General features: G+C 35.9%; 21 protein-coding genes. 13 read left to right on the top strand and 8 right to left on the bottom strand.

Annotation, left to right across the window (positions count from 1 at the left end):
• The first annotated feature begins 18 nt into the window (after positions 1-18).
• The gene (locus tag PXC01_RS07635; RefSeq protein ID WP_276471696.1) at positions 19-651 is read left to right on the top strand and encodes a 7-carboxy-7-deazaguanine synthase QueE; all 633 of its coding nucleotides are present in this window, start codon (positions 19-21) and stop codon (positions 649-651) included.
• A gap of 15 nt (positions 652-666) precedes the next feature.
• Here PXC01_RS07635 and PXC01_RS07640 read toward each other — a convergent pair whose 3' ends face one another.
• Positions 667-1,569, bottom strand: coding sequence for a hypothetical protein (locus PXC01_RS07640; RefSeq protein WP_276471697.1), 903 nt, complete (start codon positions 1,567-1,569; stop codon positions 667-669).
• A gap of 46 nt (positions 1,570-1,615) precedes the next feature.
• Positions 1,616-2,329: a class I SAM-dependent methyltransferase gene (locus PXC01_RS07645; RefSeq protein WP_276471698.1), complete on the bottom strand. Its 714-nt coding sequence runs from the start codon at positions 2,327-2,329 to the stop codon at positions 1,616-1,618.
• Between the two features lie 75 nt (positions 2,330-2,404).
• Between PXC01_RS07645 and PXC01_RS07650 the strand changes: the two genes are divergently transcribed.
• The 4 genes from PXC01_RS07650 to PXC01_RS07665 all read left to right on the top strand — a co-directional run bounded on the left by PXC01_RS07650 (position 2,405) and on the right by PXC01_RS07665 (position 5,261).
• Complete coding sequence (locus PXC01_RS07650; protein WP_276471699.1) at positions 2,405-2,896, top strand: YkgJ family cysteine cluster protein; 492 nt, start codon at positions 2,405-2,407, stop codon at positions 2,894-2,896.
• Between the two features lie 25 nt (positions 2,897-2,921).
• On the top strand, positions 2,922-3,644 hold the full coding sequence (locus PXC01_RS07655; RefSeq protein WP_276471700.1) for a tRNA-uridine aminocarboxypropyltransferase: 723 nt from the start codon (positions 2,922-2,924) through the stop codon (positions 3,642-3,644).
• A 51-nt stretch (positions 3,645-3,695) separates the two neighbouring features.
• Complete coding sequence (locus PXC01_RS07660; RefSeq protein ID WP_276471701.1) at positions 3,696-4,196, top strand: hypothetical protein; 501 nt, start codon at positions 3,696-3,698, stop codon at positions 4,194-4,196.
• A gap of 192 nt (positions 4,197-4,388) precedes the next feature.
• Positions 4,389-5,261, top strand: a complete 873-nt coding sequence (locus PXC01_RS07665) for a sterol desaturase family protein (protein WP_276471702.1) — start codon at positions 4,389-4,391, stop codon at positions 5,259-5,261.
• Here PXC01_RS07665 and PXC01_RS07670 read toward each other — a convergent pair.
• A complete protein-coding gene (locus PXC01_RS07670; protein ID WP_276472124.1) occupies positions 5,250-6,485 on the bottom strand; it encodes an exo-beta-N-acetylmuramidase NamZ family protein in 1,236 nt (411 codons plus the stop codon). The genes PXC01_RS07665 and PXC01_RS07670 overlap by 12 nt on opposite strands.
• A gap of 3 nt (positions 6,486-6,488) precedes the next feature.
• Between PXC01_RS07670 and PXC01_RS07675 the strand changes: the two genes are divergently transcribed.
• On the top strand, positions 6,489-7,730 hold the full coding sequence (locus PXC01_RS07675; protein ID WP_276471703.1) for an ABC transporter permease: 1,242 nt from the start codon (positions 6,489-6,491) through the stop codon (positions 7,728-7,730).
• A 12-nt stretch (positions 7,731-7,742) separates the two neighbouring features.
• Here the strand turns inward: PXC01_RS07675 and PXC01_RS07680 are convergent, their stop codons facing one another.
• Together PXC01_RS07680 and PXC01_RS07685 are read right to left on the bottom strand one after the other, a co-directional pair.
• Positions 7,743-8,036, bottom strand: a complete 294-nt coding sequence (locus PXC01_RS07680) for a type II toxin-antitoxin system RelE/ParE family toxin (RefSeq protein WP_276471704.1) — start codon at positions 8,034-8,036, stop codon at positions 7,743-7,745.
• Positions 8,023-8,265 (bottom strand): type II toxin-antitoxin system ParD family antitoxin, encoded by a 243-nt coding sequence (locus PXC01_RS07685; RefSeq protein ID WP_071341398.1) that lies wholly within the window; start codon positions 8,263-8,265, stop codon positions 8,023-8,025. Before PXC01_RS07685 ends, PXC01_RS07680 begins: the two co-directional genes overlap by 14 nt.
• Before the next feature lie 132 nt (positions 8,266-8,397).
• On the opposite strand from PXC01_RS07685, the gene PXC01_RS07690 reads away from it, so the two are divergent.
• The 7 genes from PXC01_RS07690 to PXC01_RS07720 are packed head-to-tail and all read left to right on the top strand — an operon-like array spanning position 8,398 to position 14,882.
• Positions 8,398-9,693, top strand: coding sequence for a M20/M25/M40 family metallo-hydrolase (locus PXC01_RS07690; protein ID WP_276471705.1), 1,296 nt, complete (start codon positions 8,398-8,400; stop codon positions 9,691-9,693).
• On the top strand, positions 9,686-10,471 hold the full coding sequence (locus PXC01_RS07695) for an aldose epimerase family protein (RefSeq protein WP_276471706.1): 786 nt from the start codon (positions 9,686-9,688) through the stop codon (positions 10,469-10,471). The genes PXC01_RS07690 and PXC01_RS07695 overlap by 8 nt, the downstream gene beginning before the upstream one ends.
• Before the next feature lie 27 nt (positions 10,472-10,498).
• Positions 10,499-11,272, top strand: coding sequence for an SOS response-associated peptidase (locus PXC01_RS07700; RefSeq protein WP_276471707.1), 774 nt, complete (start codon positions 10,499-10,501; stop codon positions 11,270-11,272).
• 3 nt (positions 11,273-11,275) lie between these two features.
• On the top strand, positions 11,276-11,413 hold the full coding sequence (locus tag PXC01_RS07705; protein ID WP_276471708.1) for a hypothetical protein: 138 nt from the start codon (positions 11,276-11,278) through the stop codon (positions 11,411-11,413).
• A gap of 30 nt (positions 11,414-11,443) precedes the next feature.
• Positions 11,444-11,620 (top strand): hypothetical protein, encoded by a 177-nt coding sequence (locus PXC01_RS07710; protein ID WP_276471709.1) that lies wholly within the window; start codon positions 11,444-11,446, stop codon positions 11,618-11,620.
• Positions 11,621-11,672: 52 nt separating this feature from the next.
• Positions 11,673-13,421, top strand: coding sequence for a SulP family inorganic anion transporter (locus PXC01_RS07715; RefSeq protein ID WP_276471710.1), 1,749 nt, complete (start codon positions 11,673-11,675; stop codon positions 13,419-13,421).
• A 54-nt stretch (positions 13,422-13,475) separates the two neighbouring features.
• On the top strand, positions 13,476-14,882 hold the full coding sequence (locus PXC01_RS07720; RefSeq protein WP_276471711.1) for an MBL fold metallo-hydrolase: 1,407 nt from the start codon (positions 13,476-13,478) through the stop codon (positions 14,880-14,882).
• A 9-nt stretch (positions 14,883-14,891) separates the two neighbouring features.
• On the opposite strand, the gene PXC01_RS07725 is transcribed toward PXC01_RS07720, so the two are convergent.
• The 3 genes from PXC01_RS07725 to PXC01_RS07735 all read right to left on the bottom strand — a co-directional run bounded on the left by PXC01_RS07725 (position 14,892) and on the right by PXC01_RS07735 (position 17,896).
• The gene (locus PXC01_RS07725) at positions 14,892-16,256 is read right to left on the bottom strand and encodes an exonuclease domain-containing protein (RefSeq protein WP_276471712.1); all 1,365 of its coding nucleotides are present in this window, start codon (positions 16,254-16,256) and stop codon (positions 14,892-14,894) included.
• Between the two features lie 274 nt (positions 16,257-16,530).
• Positions 16,531-16,740 carry a hypothetical protein gene (locus PXC01_RS07730; RefSeq protein ID WP_276471713.1) on the bottom strand — a complete coding sequence of 70 codons (210 nt, stop codon included), beginning with the start codon at positions 16,738-16,740 and terminating at the stop codon, positions 16,531-16,533.
• 925 nt (positions 16,741-17,665) lie between these two features.
• Positions 17,666-17,896, bottom strand: coding sequence for a hypothetical protein (locus PXC01_RS07735; protein ID WP_276471714.1), 231 nt, complete (start codon positions 17,894-17,896; stop codon positions 17,666-17,668).
• Positions 17,897-18,163: the final 267 nt, after the last annotated feature.

An 18,163-nucleotide genomic window follows, 5' to 3' on the forward strand; every position in this document is an offset into this window, starting at 1 on the left:
AAAACGTATCTTTGCCGAATGAAAAATGCGGAGGTACTTGAGAAAGTGAATAAAGGGGTGTATTTACCATTAATGGAAGAGTTCTACACCATACAGGGCGAAGGTTTCCATAAAGGGACCGCGGCCTACTTTATTCGTGTAGGTGGGTGTGATGTTGGTTGCCATTGGTGCGATGTAAAAGAGAGCTGGAATGCAGAGACTCATCCGCCAACGGCTATAGAGCAAATTGTGGATAATGCCGCCAAATATTCAGATACTATTGTTATTACAGGTGGTGAGCCCTTAATGTGGGATATGAGCCCGATTACAAAAGCCTTAAAGGAAAAGGGCTTAAAAACCCATATAGAAACTTCTGGCGCCTATGAACTATCCGGTGATTGGGATTGGATCTGTCTTTCGCCCAAAAAGAATAAATTACCGGAAGGCCGTATCTATGATGAAGCACATGAGCTAAAAGTGATTGTCTATAACAAGCATGATTTAATTTTTGCAGAAGAACAGGCTGCTAAAACGAATGCCAATTGTATTTTGTACTTACAGCCAGAGTGGAGTGTACGTGATAAAGTAGTTCCTATGATTGTTGACTATGTAATGAACAACCCAAAATGGAAAGTGTCATTACAGACCCATAAGTATTTAAATATTCCTTAAAATAGGATTTACTCGTTAACGGCCTCCATTAGCTTGAATGTCCAATATACATTCAGCATCCAAGGCTACTGTGTTGGTGGTCTTTCCGGTATTTTGTTGTAGCAGGTCTAGAACCGAATGTCCAGTTAATCTACAACCAGATTTTACACCGGCTTCATATTGGGAAAGGGAATTTGCTGTTGAAGATTTTCCTGAAGATCTGCCAAATTGCAATTCGGCGCGCATTAAGCAACCGGCTTGGTTGCAATGGTTGTCAGGTACTAATTGCCCATCTTCATTTTCGGATTCAGATTGGTGGTCGTTGACCATTTTAGTTCCTAGGTCTACCAAACCGAATAGATGTCCAAATTCATGGTTCAAGGTCGTGGTCTCTACATCTGCTTCGCTAATGGAAGTACTTAGGGCGGCCAAATCCCTAACCGTTACTTCATGAATAATCATTGAAGTGTTACGGTAAACAGAACCTAACGTTACCAAACCACCATCAAGGTCATCACCTTCAGCAGGGGAATCTGCAAAGTAAATATAGATAGCCAAAGTTCTGCCAGTGTTAAAAGCCGTTCTATTGGAAATTTCTAAATCTGCAATTTCTTGTAAAGTAAGTTCATCTTCTGACGGACTGGATAATTCATTATATACCAGTTCAATATCCTCCTTAAAAGTGTGTTCTTTAAGGTATTCGGTAAAATCTGCCATTGCCTCATCGGTAGGTTTAAAACCGGTAACATAGGCTATTTCAATTAAGAGTTTATCAAAGTTTTCGTTAGAAAGAATATCTTTTGCTGAATCTCCCGTTGCCAATAAATTAGCACTTTTGTCAACTCTGGTTTCTTGACTTTCATCGTCAGATGAGTTTTTGGAGCATGATATGGCAACTGCCAAAATACCTAAAAACAAAATTCTTCTTAACTTATACATGCCAATTATTTTCTCTACATAGCATAACGATAAAATAGGTAACCTATTACTTCATATGCGTTAATCTAGCTAAATAGTCGTAATGTTCACCTTCCATTACAAGTTCGCATGTTAAATTATTATAATTTGCCGCTCTTTGCAGGGTATTATAGTCTACATATAGCCATGGAAACAATTCGCTTTTTTCGTTTTTATATTCCATACTAAAGTTTACCTCGCCGTAATAATTAACATTATCGGGAATCCAATAGCCGCCATCCTCATCATTTTCAAACATGTAGATAATATCGCTGGAATCGAGAAGAATTTGTCCGTTGTCTTTTAAGAGGGATTTTAATTTTGTAAAAAATTGGTCAAGTCCTGCCAATGTGCCTGCCAAGCCTACGCCGTTCATTAAGATTAAAATAGTATCGAATTTATCACCTTCGTAATTAAGAAGTTCAGTGTGTGCAATATTTTTGAGTCCGCGTATAGCACTAACTTCGGTAGCACCTTTAGAAGCATCTAGCCCAATAACGGAAAATCCTTTTTCTTGTAAATACAGACTATGGCTACCGGCACCACAACCTATATCAAGTACTTCGCCTTTGCACAATTGTAATGCCTTTTGCTCCAATTCCGGCATTTCTTCAAATGTCCTGAACATATAGGGCAGTGGCAAAACATCTTCTTCTTGAAGCGATGAATGTGTGGTAATATCTTCGGTGTAGTTACCGTTTTGATAATCTAAAAGTGCCGTTCCTAAAATGTCCTTGTCCAAAATTCTAGTATTTCTGTCTGCAAAAGTCTCGATTTTTGGTACTACTTTCCTAGTTTTGAAGAATTAATTTGATACATGGAAGAGGTTTTACGTCAATTGCCCAAAAAGGCAAGGGAAAAACATAATGAAAATAAAAAGTTCTTTGCCAAACTAGGGAAAAAACCGCCAAAAGATTTGGACTATACCATGCAAGAACTGCATGAGGCGGAATTTGATCGTACCGATTGCCTAACCTGTGCCAATTGCTGTAAAACTACGGGGCCATTGTTTACCAATACGGATGTGGAACGAATTTCAAAATCTTTCCGAATGAAACCACAGAAGTTCATTGAAAGCTATTTGCGTATAGATGAGGAGAACGATTATGTGTTACAGCAATTACCCTGTACTTTTTTGGGAGCGGATAATTACTGTTCTATCTATGATGTACGTCCCAAGGCATGTCGAGAATTTCCGCATACGGATAGAAAGAAGTTTCAGCAAATTAGTAATCTTACCTTAAAAAATGTGGCTATTTGTCCTGCTGCTTATAATATTGTAGAGGAGATGAAGAAGTTGATGAAGTAAGTAGAATTTTCAAAATAAATTAAGATTGCTGGTTGATATAATTAATCCAAGAGTAAAATGTTACCAATGCATGAGACCTTCAAGTACCTGTATTTGTGAACATATTAGTGCCATAAAAACAAAAACACGTTTTATTATATTAATGCACCCTAAGGAGTATAAAAAGGAAAGGAACGGTACAGGCTACATGACGAATCTTCAACTTGAAAATTCTGAAATAATAGTGGGCGTAGATTTTAGTGATAATACTCGTGTAAATGAATTACTGGACAGTAATGAAAATTCATTTTTACTTTACCCGGGTAAAAACAGTTTTAACCTATCTCAAAGAAGTAGTGCTGAAATGCATAATTTTATCGGATATGGTGCAAATATCTTCATTCTTGATGGTACCTGGCCCTGTGCTAGAAAGATGCTTAAATTGAGTAAGAACCTGCATAAGTTAAATAGGGTTAGTTTTGATAATAGCATAGCATCAAAATTCATCATCAAACAACAACCAGAAGCACTTTGTCTTAGTACCATAGAATCGGTCTACACCGTTTTAAACTTGTTGAATAAAGGAACGATTGAACAATGTGATACGGCGGACTTCCTAGTCCCGTTTGAAAAAATGATCGAACATCAACTTGATTATATGCTAAACCCAAGTAATAAAAATTATCGCTACGGTGCTAGTTTAGAGATTGCTCCCAAAATCAGGTATAAGACAAATACCGAAAGAAATGTTGTTTTTGAATTAGATTAGCTAATAGTTTTTTATCTACCCCAGATATACTATTCAACCAAAACTTTATTGATGAAACGTACCCTTTATTTTTCTTTATTGATGATTTCCTTATTGGTAACCTATACTTCCGTTGCGCAAGAAGATTTTAGAAACACTGAGGTTGTAAATACTGTTTTTAATGCCCTGAAAACTCAGAGTGAAAAGGAATTTTTAAAAATTTTACCTACTAAAAACGAAGTGGAGTATTTGATTCCAATGGTCAAAAATGCTCAGCCTAATGAAAATATTCCGTCTGTAGATGTTATAATCTTAAACTTTGAAAATAAAGCTATTGAAAACTTTAGAAAAATAAGTGAAAGAGGTAGCTCTTTTGGGGTGTTGTGGAAAGATATCATTTTAGAAAAAGTAAGTTTTAAGAGTAATCCTGAAAATAATTTGCCTATTGAAAGGGGAAGTATAACCTTAGCGTGTTCAAATAAGGACAAGAACTTTCTGATTGTTTTGAAAAAAGTATATAAAATACAAGATACCTGGAGGGTGATGGATTCAATAAAATTTACCCTTTTGTAATATTTTATGCTTTTTGCGTAATTGACTGATTATTTCTTAAAATCAAATTTTACAATTTAAAATCAACAAAAGTTTATTATATTGGGTGGTTAGTTGCGAATTTATCATAATTCATATTTTTTATTGACGATACAATAATTGTGTGTTAGAAAGTTTATTTGTGGCTCATAACTTAAACGACTCACTCATTTCATGGAACAGATTATAACATATTTTGAATCAATCCCTGCAGCGCACAGATCACTTATTTTGGTTGGTGGAATTACATTTTTTTGGATACTAGAGGGCATAGTACCACTATTTAACGGTAGCTATAACAAATGGAAACACTCGGTTCCTAATTTCTTTTTTACACTTACTACGATAGTTATCAATTTCCCATTAGCGTTTTTGTTGCTAAAAACATCAGATTGGGCAGTTGCCAATGAATTCGGTATCATTAATTGGTTACCGGAAATGCCTTTATGGGCTTATGTATTTTTAGGTGTTGCCTTGCTTGACCTTATAGGGGCATATTTGGCGCACTTGGTAGAGCACCGTGTAAAACCGTTGTGGATGGTTCATTTGGTGCACCATACGGATCATAATGTTGATACTACCACAGCAAATAGACATCATCCTTTAGAGAGTTTAATTCGTTATATTTTTACTTTGGTGGGTGTATTTGTAGTTGGTGCTCCTGTAGGCATAATTATGTTGTACCAAAGTCTTTCGGTAGTATTATCACAGTTCAATCATGCCAATATTAAATTGCCAAAAAGTGTGGACAAAGCTATTAGTTGGGTGTTGATTTCTCCAGATATGCATAAAGTACATCATCACTACGTGTTACCATATACAGATTCTAATTACGGTAATATCTTTTCTTGGTGGGATCGTTTGTTCGGTACCTACATGCATTTAGATCGAGAGAAAATTATCTACGGCGTAGACACTTTCCCAGATGAGGTGGCCAACGGTCAAATTAGCTCATTGTTGAAATATCCATTTGTGGGGTATAGGAAACCTACTACAGATGGTAGTAACCTAGCGGATGTGGTTAATGAACAGCCTTTAGTAAAGTAGATACTTTGTCCTTATTTTTTTAAACTTTTCAATGTCTTTTTGCCAAGTTGCTTTAATTTCGGCATTAGTGGCACCAGCTTCAATTTGTTTTTGAAGTCTATTATTGCCTGCGTGTTTGGTAAATCCGCTCGTTAAAAAGAATTTACTTTTGTCCAAGGTATTGGTATAGGCGTCAATAATAAAATCCATTGTTACTTCGTTCATTCGTTCGGTTCTCGATAAATCTTTGCCGTAACAAAGTTTCCCCTCTTCCTTTGGGTATTTAGAACCAAAATTTGGTTTGGGAGTATAGGTGAAATCATACACTTTTGAATCTAAAAATGACGCTCCATAACGTTGAAACTGAAACTCCGTTCCACGCCCGGCATTGATATTGGTGCCTTCTAACATTCCTAAACTCGGGTATAGGGTAATTGAAGTATCGTTAGGCAAGTTTGGCGAAGGTCTAATGGGTAAACTGTAGAACATGTCATGCGTCCAGTTTTCTAGCGGAATTACTGTAAGATTTACTTTTTTATTTCCTTCAAGCCACATTTCTTCATTGATCATATTTGCATATTCACCAATGGTCATACCATACACTAAAGGTATTTGGGTCATGCCAAGAAAAGAAGTGTGTTCTGCCTCCATCGTTGGCCCATCTACATAATGTGCGTTCGGGTTTGGTCTATCCAATACCAAAACGGGAATACCTTTTTCTGCACAAGCCTCCATCACTAATTGCATGGTAGAAATATAGGTGTAAAAACGAACGCCCACATCTTGTATATCGAACAGTACTAAGTCTAATCCCTCTAATTGATCCTGGTTTGGTTTTCTGTTTTTACCGTGTAAGGATATCAGTTCTAGCCCTGTCTTTATGTCTTTGCTATTGTTTACGTGTTCGCCTGCATCAAAATTCCCCCTAAATCCGTGTTCTGGGGCAAAAACGTGTTTAATGTCCACACCTAAAGATAGTAGGCTATCAACCAAATGGGTGTGACCTTCTGGTTTAAAAATGACACTGGTCTGGTTGGCGACAACGGCTATTTTTTTTCCTTTTAAAATTGGTAGATAGGCTTCCGTACGGTTAGCGGATACAACTATTTCTTTTTTCTCTTGTACTATTTGTGGCTCGGTTTGGCTTTGCGTGCGCTCGGCTACATTTTCGGAATCGTTTCCGCAAGTAGCCAATACCAAAAACCATAATAAAACTGTACTTTTGAAATTGGATAAAAATAACATCATTTGAATCTAGAATATTTTATCGCCAAACGGCTTATAAAGGGTAAGGAGCATAAAATTAGTATATCCGCACCAATAATAAAAATAGCTATTGCCGCAATTGCTATTGGGGTGGTTATGATGTTGATCGCTATTGCTACGGGGTTGGGTTTAAAAGAAAAAATCCGTGAAAAAGTGACCGCTTTTAACGGTCACGTACAAATCTACAATTACGACAATAATAATTCTGAAGTATCTGTGGTACCTGTGAGTACGGAACAGGAGTTCTATCCGGATTTTAAAATGGTAGATGGGGTGCAACATATTCAGGCGGTGGCCACCAAGGCGGGTATTATAAGAACGGAAGATACTTTTGAAGGTATTATTGCCAAAGGTGTTGGTAAAGATTACAATTGGAAACCGTTTGAAGAGTTTTTGATTGAGGGTGTTCTACCTGATTATTCCGGAGAGTTAAATTCAGATGTGCTGATTTCCAGGATAATGGCAAACCGACTCAATTTTAAAGTGGGCGACTCGTTTTTCACCTTTTTTTTACGAGATGATGCAGCGGATAAAATACCCAATCAACGGAAGTTCACCATTACCGGTATTTTTGATAGCGGATTTGAAGAGATTGACGGACTCTATATTTTTACCGACATAAGGCATATTCAACGCATGAATAAGTGGGAAGATACCGAAGTTGGTAATTTTGAGATATTCTTGAACAGTTTTGATGATATTGATCAAAAAGCAAATGAGATTTACGGAAAAACGGTTGCTAGTTTAGATACCAAGACCATAAAAGATAAGTACTATAAAATCTTTGAATGGATCGGACTTTTTGATTTTAATATTGCCCTGATCATAGGCATTATGATCATAGTTGGCGGTATTAATATGATTACTGCATTGTTGGTACTTATTTTAGAACGAACGCCCATGATCGGTATATTAAAGGCATTAGGTACCACAAATTGGAGTATTAGAAAGGTCTTTTTATATAATGCAGCTTATTTGATTGCGGTAGGTTTGTTTTGGGGCAACCTTATTGGTTTGGGTATTATCTTTATTCAGGATCAGTTTAGGGTATTTAAATTTCCAAACCCAAAGGAGTATTATATTGAGTACATACCCGTAAGTATAGATCTGTGGACTATTCTTCTTTTAAATGCGGGTGTCTTGTTGTTATGTTTGTTGATGTTACTGATTCCATCATATATAATAACCAGAATTACGCCGGTAAAAGCGATCCGATTTGAGTAGTAGAAGTTTGAATTATAGATGTTCTACAAAGTTCATTCGTTTTCCTAGAACTCTTACCACAAAGATTTCGTTCTTGTTTTCAAATTGGTAAAATATAACATGAGCTTTGAAATTATAGAACTTTAATCCATTTGCAATTGGTGATGCATTTTTGGCTAAGCTAGGTCTGTCAGATAATTCCAATAGAAAATTTTCTAACTCCTGTAGGTAAATTGTTGCTGGCGATTGTCCAAAAAATTTAATACCATATTTATAAATAGCAATTAAATCTTGTTGTGCTTTTGTAGATAAATTATAGTTTGCCATTATCTACTTGCTCAATAATATCAGTGATTTTTAACGAGCTTCTTCCGCTCTGTAAACCTTCATCAATGGCATTTTTTAATTCTGCCAATTTCATATTTTCTTGTTGGTCTTTTCTAACCAAATCACGTATATATTCACTGTCATTAGTGTAATCGCCACTCTCTACTTTTAACTTTATCCAATTATCTTGCTGATCAGTAAAGGTTATAGATTTTCGTATTGTTGCCATAAAAAAGAGATTATGGTGCAATATAGTAATTATTTGCACCACATTATGCATGGGTCTAAACTTAACACAGTTAGTGGTTTATTCTAGCATTAACTTGAGCGTTTTTGGTAAATTTGGTGTAAAACAGACCACATGCATCAAAAGTTACTTTTTACACTAGTTACATTGTTGTTAGTGACCACTAGCAATGCGCAAAAGCTTTCTAAGAACGAAAAGAAGGTTGTAAAAACCATCGAAAAAAATAATGCCCAGGCAATTTCATTCTTGGAGAAAGTCGTCAATATCAATAGCGGAACTTTAAACCTTAAAGGGGTAGAAATGGTAGGAAAAGAGTTTGCTACTGCTTTTACTGAAATTGGTTTTGAAAGTAAGTGGATTCCTATGCCTAAAGAAATGAATAGAGCAGGACATTTATTTGCGGAGATCAAAGGGACCAAAGGAAAGAAATTATTATTAATAGGTCATTTAGATACGGTTTTTGAAGAAGATAGTCCGTTTCAAACATTTAAAATGGTGAACGATTCTATTGCCCATGCGCCGGGAGGTAATGATATGAAAGGTGGCGATGTCATTGTGCTTTATGCATTAAAAGCATTACGGGAAAACGGATTGCTAGATAATGCCCAGATTATAGTCGCTTTTACCGGAGATGAAGAAAGTACTGGTAATCCATTGGAAAAAAGTAGGCAAGATTTAATTGAAGCAGCAAAAAGAAGTGATATTGGTCTGGGTTTTGAAACTTCTACAGGGTTCAATTATGCTACCGTTGCCCGTAGAGGATCATCTGGTTGGAAAGTTGAAGTGGAGGGTAAAAGAGCGCATTCATCGGGTATTTTTAGTGAAGACACGGGTGCAGGTGCCATTTTTGAAATGTCAAGAATATTGAACGGTTTTTATACCGATGTTAAGGGAGAAGATTTATTGACCTTTAACCCTGGAACTTTAGTGGGAGGAACGTTTGTTGAATTTGATGAAATGACCAGTAAGGGTAGTGTGTTCGGTAAGACTAATGTAGTAGCCCAAAAAGCAGAGGTGCGTGGCGGATTGCGTTTTATATCCGAAGAACAAAAAGAACGTGCCCGTGACAATATGAGAGCGGTTGTTGCCAACAATTTACCACATACATCGGCAAAGGTGACTTTCAAAGATAGTTATCCGGCAATGCAACCTACAGAAGGAAATAAGGCTTTGTTGGCAAAGCTAAATCAAGTAAGCCTTGATTTGAAACAAGGTGAGGTAATTGCATATGATCCCGGTAAAAGAGGTGCGGCAGATACTTCTTTTGTAGCGGAATATGTAGATTGTTTGGACGGGTTGGGTACCATGGGAAATGCTGCCCATACTCCTGAGGAAACCGTGAACTTGAATACGATAGAAGCATTAACAAAAAGAACGGCATTATTAATTTATAGATTGATAAATGAGTAATATAACAACATTAAAAGTAGGAGAACATCAGGTTAAAATTGAAGCTGGAGAATTGGTAGGCTACCAAGTTTCTGGTCATGAGTTTATGCATCAAAAAGGGAACCCTGGTTGGCGAAGTGTAGATACTGAAATGTTTCCGTTGATCGGCCCTACCAATGAAGCGGACTTTAAGGTAAATACTCCAAAAGGATTTGCTACCCAAGATCAACATGGACTATTGCGTGAAATGGAATATGTACTTACGGATAGCACCGATAGTAAAGCCGTATTTTCTAAAAAATATAGCGCGAATACGGAGATTTTAAACTCTAAATATCCAGCAAAATCAACTGCAGAAAAGTTGAGTTGGCCTTATGATTTTGAGTTCGTAAAAACACTTGAATTGGTGAACAATACTTTAGAAGTTACGTTTTCTATTTCTGGAGAAGAAGGTATGCCTTTTATGTTGGGTTATCATCCGGCATTTATGCTACATTCAGAAAATGCCGTAATCTCAACGGGCAATCAAGATATTACTATTCCAGAAGTAATGGCGGTGGGTAGTAGGGCACTACAAGTGCCTAAAACGGATACCATTATCTTAAAAGATGAGAAATCCATTCAAATAACATCTGAAGGATTTAGCCATTTTATGCTTTGGACAGAGGTGCCAAATATGGTTTGTATAGAGCCGATTACCTTTTATCCGTATGCTGTGGCACAACAGAATTTAGCGGAAGGATTTATGGTGCTAAAAGATGAGCCTGCCATTTTTAAGGTAAGTTTAAAACCATTGTAGTCAAAAATTACCGTTAAGTACAGATGTATGTGTTATGATGTAAAAACCAGTTTGGAAGCGCAGCTAAAAAGGGCGAAACGTAATCAAGATTTAAAGGCAATTGAAGAAATTGTTGAAAAATTAGGGCCGTTGACCGATCTACCGCTTCATCATGCATCGGGGTTTTCACATCCAGAAGTATTGATTTACACTAATCAAGATCGTTTTTATCCCATAGTAGCTACTTGGGGTTTAATTCCGCACTGGGTAAATAACGTTGAACAACAAAAGAAAATTTGGAACAGCACCTTGAATGCTAGGGTAGAAACCATTTTTGATAAACCCGCCTTTAGGGATGCAGCCAATGAGAAACGTTGTATACTTTACGTGGACGGGTTTTATGAGCATCATCATTTTAAAAATAACACTTATCCATTTTTCATCCACCGAAAAAATAATGAACCATTAGCTTTGGCTGCATTATGGTCTGAATGGATACACCCTGAACATGGTGGTACTATCCATTCTTTTTCAATTGTAACCACTGTTGGTAATGACATAATGGCTAAAATTCATAATAACCCAAAATTAAAAGAACCCCGCATGCCATTAATACTATCCGATGATTTGGAAGAGCAATGGCTTTCCTCACATTCGGATTTTGAAAAGGAGTTGAAAGAATTATTGAACAGAAATGACAAGGTGGAATTAGAGGCGCATACCGTGGGTAAGCTTCGAGGTAAAAATTATGTAGGCAATACCGCTTCAATTGCCGATGAGGTAAAATACATGGAACTTGAAACTAACGGATTGGACTTTTAGAAAATGGCATACAGTGATTATTTGGCAGATAGGGTAAGACCAAGATTAAAGGGAAAAGGGTTTGTAGAGGAGAAGAAAATGATGGGCGTGCTCGTTTTTATGGTCATTGGGAAAATGTGCATTGGTATTATGTTAGATTAAAAAACCGAAGAAGACAAGTTAATGGTACGAGTGGGAAAACTCAATTATGAAGAATTGCTAAATAAACCGGGTAGTAGCCCAATGGATTTTACGGGTAAGCCTTCACGTGGTTTTTTGTTTGTTGGACCTGATGGGTTCGATAATGAAAGTGACCTGGATTTTTGGGTGGCGAAAGCTTTGGAGTTTAATACACTTTTAAATACATGATCTTGGCTGTCAAATAGGCTTTCATGCTCTATGAAATGATTAAATTTACAGAGTGAAAAACATATTCCCTTTTTTGGAATGGGTTTCAACCTATAAAAAAGCTTACTTCATAAAAGATTTGTTGGCTGGTCTTACCGTGGGTATCGTATTGGTGCCACAAGGTATGGCATATGCAATGATAGCTGGTTTGCCACCCGTACATGGTCTTTATGCTTCTTTATTTCCTGTCCTTGTTTATGCACTTTTAGGCACCTCAAGAAAAATAGCGGTTGGTCCTGTGGCCATGGATTCGCTTTTGGTGGCTGTAGGATTGGGTACCTTGGCTATAACCGGGGTAGAAAACTATATAAAAATGGTGGTGGTACTTGCTTTAATGGTAGGTGTTATTCAGTTTTTGTTGGGGGTTTTGCGCATGGGCTTCTTGGTCAATTTTCTTTCAAAACCGGTAATTAGTGGTTTTACATCTGCCGCGGCTATTATTATTGTTTTTAGCCAAATGAAACATTTGTTGGGTATTTCCGTAGTAGGCAGTAACAGAATCTACAAGACCGTAATCAATATTTTTTATAAGCTAGGAGAAATAAATTATGTGGATTTCTCAATCGGTCTGGTTGGTATAGCCTTATTGCTAGGGTTTAAAAAGTGGGCCAAAAATATTCCCGGTATATTAATTATCGTAGTGTTGGGGATTGTGGCGGTTTACCTTTTTCAGCTAGAAACTTACGGAATTAAATTGGTAGGAAACGTACCTAGTGGATTGCCATCTTTTATAATGCCTACATTGAATATTGAAGATATTAAGCAACTGGCGCCAATTGCTATAGCATTGGCATTGGTGGGCTATTTAGAAGCTATTTCTATAGGTAAGGCCATTGAAGATAAAACAGGGGAAGATACCATAAAGGCAAATCAAGAGTTAATTGCTTTAGGATCATCGAATATTGTGGGTTCTTTTTTTCAAGGGTATCCAGTGACAGCAAGTTTTTCTAGATCGGCAATTAGTTTTGATGCTGGTACTAAAACCAATTTAAGTGCTGTTTTCAGTGTTATTTTGGTGGTGTTGACCTTACTTTTTTTAACACCTTTGTTTAAGTTTTTGCCGAATGCTATTTTGGCAAGTATCATTATGGTATCCGTAGTAAAACTTATAGATATTAAGTACTTTAAATATTTATGGTCAAACAGAAAAGATGAATTTTTTGTGATGCTGGTGACTTTTTTGATCACTTTGTTCATCGGTATTACACAAGGTATATTAATAGGTGTTCTATGTTCTTTATTGCTAATGGTCTATAGGACTTCTAAACCCCATTTTGTAGAGATTGGTAATATTGGCAATTCCGACTATTATAAAAATGTTATTCGTTTTGCCGATGAAGTGGTGGTGCGTAATGATTTGTTAATCGTTAGGTTCGATTCTCAGTTGTATTTTGGTAATTCAGTTTATTTTAAAAAACAATTGCTTAAGCATATAAAGGCAAAAGGTCCGGCACTCAAAGGAATTATTTTGAATGCAGAATCCATAAATTACATTGATGCCACCGCTGCGGATATGTTGACTAAATTAATACATGATATTAGGGAACGTGAACTGCAATTTTACATTGCAGGCGCCATTGGACCAACAAGGGATATTATTTTTAGTACAGGTATTATCAAGGAATTACAGCGAGAATTTTTGTTCGTAAAAACAAAAGAAGCTGTCGATTTCTTTGATGATCCCAATGAGATTTCCTTATTGGCAGCGAAAGTAGCCTATGAAAATAGTAGAATGGCCAAGACCAAAAGAAATATAAATTAAAAAAATCTTGTACCTTAAAGGTGAAGTGATTGTTATAATATAAAGTAGTTTAGTATGAATATAGAACAGATATATACAGGTTGTTTGGCTCAAGGAGCATATTATATTGAGAGTGATGGGGAAGTTGCCATTATTGATCCGTTACGTGAGGTAACGCCTTATATTCAAAGGGCTGAAAATGACAATGCCAAGATCAAGTATATATTTGAAACCCATTTTCATGCAGATTTTGTCAGCGGGCACGTAACGCTTTCAAAAGAAACAGGAGCTCCAATTATTTACGGTCCCACCGCTAACCCTACTTTTGACGCTATCATTGCCGAAGACGGTCAAGAATTTAAGTTGGGCAAACTTACTTTTAAAGTGCTTCACACACCGGGGCATACTATGGAAAGTACTACTTATTTGTTGCGTGATGAAAATGGTAAAGATCATGCAATTTTCTCTGGTGACACCTTGTTCTTAGGTGATGTGGGTAGACCTGATCTAGCTCAGAAATCTGCTGATATGACCCAAGAACAATTGGCAGGCACCTTGTTTGATAGTTTGCGTACTAAAATAATACCTTTGGCTGATGATGTTACCGTATATCCTGCACATGGTGCCGGTTCTGCATGTGGTAAGAACATGATGAAAGAAACGGTAGATACCTTGGGTAATCAGAAAAAAATGAATTATGCTCTTAGAGCGGATATGACCAAGGAAGAATTCATTAAAGAAGTAACCGATGGTCTATTGCCTCCGCCTAAATATTTTCCTTTAAACGTAAAAATGAATAAGGAGGGGTATGAAGATATAGACGATGTGCTTGATCGTGGTAATGTTGAATTATCGCCGGATGCATTTGAAAAAGCAGCTAATGATACCGAGGCTTTGGTGTTAGATGTTAGACACCAAGATGAATTTGTAAAAGGTCATATACCAAGGTCCATATTTATAGGATTGAACGGTGATTTTGCTCCTTGGGTGGGCGATTTAATTGCCGATACCAAACAGCCTTTACTATTGGTAATTCCTGAAGGTAAAGAAGAAGAGGCTATTACTAGATTGTCCCGAGTAGGATTTGATGCTGCCATCGGATATTTAAAAGGTGGAATAGAAGCTTGGAAAGCGGCAGGGAAGGAAGTGGATCAAATAACTTCTATTACGGCACCTGAAGCAAAAGCTTTAGTAGATGAAGGTAATGCCGTTTTTGATGTGCGTAAAGATGGCGAGTATTTAAGCGAGCATTTGGTAGGTGCAGTTCATACTCCCTTAAGTGAATTGAATAAACATTTGTCCAAATTTCCTGAAAAGGGAGAATTTTTGGTGCATTGTGCAGGTGGTTACCGTTCTGTTATAGCATCTTCTATTTTAAAAAGTCGTGGTATTCATAATCTGATCGATGTTAAAGGAGGTTATGGAGCACTTAAAAATGAAGATTTAGAGAAGACAGATTACGTTTGTCCAACAACACTATAATCGCTTAGGTTATAATGCAAATACAGCTGTAGGATTTTTTCTTAGATAGCTTTCAACAATACGCTGGGTTTCTAGCGTATTTTTTTGTGGTGTAATGAACATCTCTAAGTCCGCCATATCTTCAATGGCTACTTCGGCAGGAGCAAATCCGTAACCGGCATAATTGTTCTCTCTAATAACCACAAATCCGTTTTCATCTAAAGTTCTGCCATTGGTTTTTATAATCATAGTAGTGGCAACGTCTTTTATACTTTGTAAAGCTTCTTGAACCCTTTGGTTGTATGCTGCTACCATTTCTAGGTCGGAACAAATACCAAGGCATTGTTTTATTTTGTAGTGAGAACATACGTCCACATTTTCTTGAAGATGGCAATACTTAGGGCAAAGCTCAAAAGTGCTGCACAGGGTTTCTAAGTATTGTCTGGCTTCTGTAGGGCTATAGCAAATAGCTATAGGATTTGGTGTCATTTTAATCTTGTTGAATGCAAGATGTATAATACCGTTTCGGTCTTCGTAAGTGAAGATGCCATATTGTTGAATAAATCTTTTTTGTGCACTATTGTATTTAGGGTAGTGATGTTTAATTTCAGCTGATTCTTTCAATAAAGCAATAAGTTCATTACCAGTTTCTTCAAAATCTAGAGATGCCGTTTCGGCACAAAGAGTGATTTCTTTGGTTTTTTTGTCGTAAAAGTGTCCAAGAACTCGTTTCTTAATATTCTTGGCTTTTCCCACGTAGATAATTTTTCCTTTCTGATCTTTAAAATAATAGACCCCAGCGGTGGTCGGTAGTTTTAGATATTCTTCTTTTGGTAATCCCGGAGGTAAAGTAGCTTCTTGTGATTTTGAATTTAAGAATTGCTTAAAAACAGTTTCTGCATTTTCAGCCCTTAATAATTTATGAAATAATAGAACGGTGGCATGAGCATCACCTCTTGCGCGGTGCCGATCCGTTAAGGGTATACCTAATGCAGCGGTCAATTTCCCAAGGCTATAGGAGTTATAGCCCGGTAATAATTTTCTTGATAAACGAACCGTACATAATTTCTTTCTAGAGAAATCATGACCTAATAATTTAAATTCATTTTTTATGACATTATAATCAAAATTTACGCTGTGCGCTACAAAAATGGTGTCTTTGGTGATGTCAATAATCTGTGGAATAATATCCTCTAACAGCGGAGCATTTCGTACCATGTCATTATCAATGCCTGTAAGACCGGTGATAAAAGCAGGTATTTCACATTCCGGATTCACTAAAGATGTAAACTCATCTATAACTTCATGACCGTCATATTTGAATACGGAAATTTCTGTAATGCGATTACCCTTTATACCGTTTCCGGTAGTTTCTATGTCAATTATCGTGTACAAAAAGAGAAGAATGTATTTAGTACTGCAAAGTTAGTAGAAAATGCAATAATAAAATGGTATTATTCTTAGGTTTAGAATTGAAACAGCGTACAATGTTATACAGACATTGCGTTCAAATAAATTTAATTAGTGGAAATGAGAGTTATTACTATTTTACTTCTTGAGTAAAAGAATTACTTGTTGTAGATGGATTTTGAAAATCGCTATAATACAATAGCGTTTAGCGATTTATAGAAATCGGCAAATATAATTTATTAAAAAAAATATAAAAGTTTTATTTCTTGTCAGAAAAACTTAGCTCATTACTAATGGTAACACTGTAATTAGGATTTTCAGTATTATTGCTTGTAATTACTTTTTCTGCATTATCTCTTACTACGTACTCTGAAACAAGATCATAGTCTTTCCCACAAGAGGATAAACTTAAAAGAAATACAATGGCTGCTACAGGGACGAAAAAGGCTTTGTTAGGGTAAAATTTCATGTAGTTGGTGGTAAAAATTATCTCGCTATTTTATTAACGCGTTTCGAAAATATTTAAACTTTATTCATTAACGACGAAAAGTTCATTTTATTCGATGAAATGCACGTAAATGTTATTAACACCCTATGTTAATAACAAATTTACGTGTATTTATTAATGAATTTGCTTATATATTATGGTAGCTTAGATGTTTTTTATTAGAAAAATAAAAAACCAAGCCCTTCATTTTCGTTGCTTTTCTAGTTCCCCCGATTTCGATAGGCAATTTCCATGAAGGGCTTGGTCTAAAATATATTCAAGGTTTTAGTAAAATCTAATTCTTTCCGATTTTTATATTTATAATGTAGTTTAATGATTGTTAAAAGCTCAGTTTCTGTTAATTCGTAGCTATTCTTTAACGATTTTATTTTTCGTTTTCCTATTCTGGCCAATATTTGAAGTTCTTCTTTTTGTCTTTGCATTTCACTTAGGTTAAATCCGTCCTCTTGTGGGGAGAACGGATTTTTACAACTAACAACTACCCTCTTTTAAATCTGATTGATTACTGGGTAAAACTATCGGAAGTTAGGTGCCTGAACAATACCCAGTTATAGGTATTTTTTTCATTTTTAAAGTTTTAATATTAAGAATTAAACTAAACAAGATGTACAAAATGATTAACGAAATATGAATTACCGTAGCGGTGTTGTGGTTTTGAGTTTATTTTAAAGAGGTTGGTTGTTCATTTATTTCCATTGTAGGTTACACCAGTGTAAAACGAATTTAAAGTTTACTTGATGTTTAGTTAAACTTATTCCTAATAAATGAATGCATCTTTGCAGCGAGTTTAGAATAAGTTTGAGTTAGTTGAAAAACCGATGCATCCTCATAGTGTATCGGTTTTTTTTGTTGAAAAAAGTTAAAGTAAGGATTCGCCAGTAAAGGGCTATAAGGTTACTTTTATGTCTTTGATTTTAAAAACCTGAACTCTTAACAAGTTCTGAAAAATAAGTACAATTTTTTCTTGATTTTTTTCAGGTATACGCCCTCCTATAATCCAGTTTTTCTTTACGAATTTGGTGCTTTCCAAATTAAACTCTGACTTTAATAATTGTAAAGCTTCTTCGCGGGTTTCGTCGTTCATTTTACTGAACATTTGTCTAATATTTTCGGTCATTGGTGGTTTGGTAGATTTCAAAAATAAATAAAAATGTGGATCAACCACCTTTTTTCTCAAAATAGATATGAGTGGGTTAATAACATCGATATTCACATTTGTTTACAATCAATAAAAAGTGACAACTTCAGGTATATTTATTTCTGATACAGATATTATATATAGACGTAAAGAACATCATTTGTTCAAATAGTGATATTCGCTAAATATTTGTCTTAGGTCTTAAATTGTTTTTAGTTTTTTAAAAATTATATAGTTTTTAATGAT

It is taken from the genome of Maribacter huludaoensis, assembly GCF_029350945.1.
Classification (GTDB): Bacteria; Bacteroidota; Bacteroidia; order Flavobacteriales; family Flavobacteriaceae; genus Maribacter; species Maribacter huludaoensis.

Bases quoted from the DNA above. Each gene is read 5' to 3' on its own strand.
- PXC01_RS07635 (WP_276471696.1), top strand. From the start codon at position 19: ATGAAAAATGCGGAGGTACTTGAGAAAGTGAATAAAGGGGTGTATTTA.
- PXC01_RS07640 (WP_276471697.1), bottom strand. From the start codon at position 1,569: ATGTATAAGTTAAGAAGAATTTTGTTTTTAGGTATTTTGGCAGTTGCC.
- PXC01_RS07700 (WP_276471707.1), top strand. From the start codon at position 10,499: ATGTGTTATGATGTAAAAACCAGTTTGGAAGCGCAGCTAAAAAGGGCG.
- PXC01_RS07660 (WP_276471701.1), top strand. From the start codon at position 3,696: ATGAAACGTACCCTTTATTTTTCTTTATTGATGATTTCCTTATTGGTA.
- PXC01_RS07665 (WP_276471702.1), top strand. From the start codon at position 4,389: ATGGAACAGATTATAACATATTTTGAATCAATCCCTGCAGCGCACAGA.
- PXC01_RS07670 (WP_276472124.1), bottom strand. From the start codon at position 6,485: ATGTTATTTTTATCCAATTTCAAAAGTACAGTTTTATTATGGTTTTTG.
- PXC01_RS07735 (WP_276471714.1), bottom strand. From the start codon at position 17,896: ATGACCGAAAATATTAGACAAATGTTCAGTAAAATGAACGACGAAACC.
- PXC01_RS07650 (WP_276471699.1), top strand. From the start codon at position 2,405: ATGGAAGAGGTTTTACGTCAATTGCCCAAAAAGGCAAGGGAAAAACAT.
- PXC01_RS07705 (WP_276471708.1), top strand. From the start codon at position 11,276: ATGGCATACAGTGATTATTTGGCAGATAGGGTAAGACCAAGATTAAAG.
- PXC01_RS07730 (WP_276471713.1), bottom strand. From the start codon at position 16,740: ATGAAATTTTACCCTAACAAAGCCTTTTTCGTCCCTGTAGCAGCCATT.
- PXC01_RS07680 (WP_276471704.1), bottom strand. From the start codon at position 8,036: ATGGCAAACTATAATTTATCTACAAAAGCACAACAAGATTTAATTGCT.
- PXC01_RS07720 (WP_276471711.1), top strand. From the start codon at position 13,476: ATGAATATAGAACAGATATATACAGGTTGTTTGGCTCAAGGAGCATAT.
- PXC01_RS07685 (WP_071341398.1), bottom strand. From the start codon at position 8,265: ATGGCAACAATACGAAAATCTATAACCTTTACTGATCAGCAAGATAAT.
- PXC01_RS07690 (WP_276471705.1), top strand. From the start codon at position 8,398: ATGCATCAAAAGTTACTTTTTACACTAGTTACATTGTTGTTAGTGACC.
- PXC01_RS07695 (WP_276471706.1), top strand. From the start codon at position 9,686: ATGAGTAATATAACAACATTAAAAGTAGGAGAACATCAGGTTAAAATT.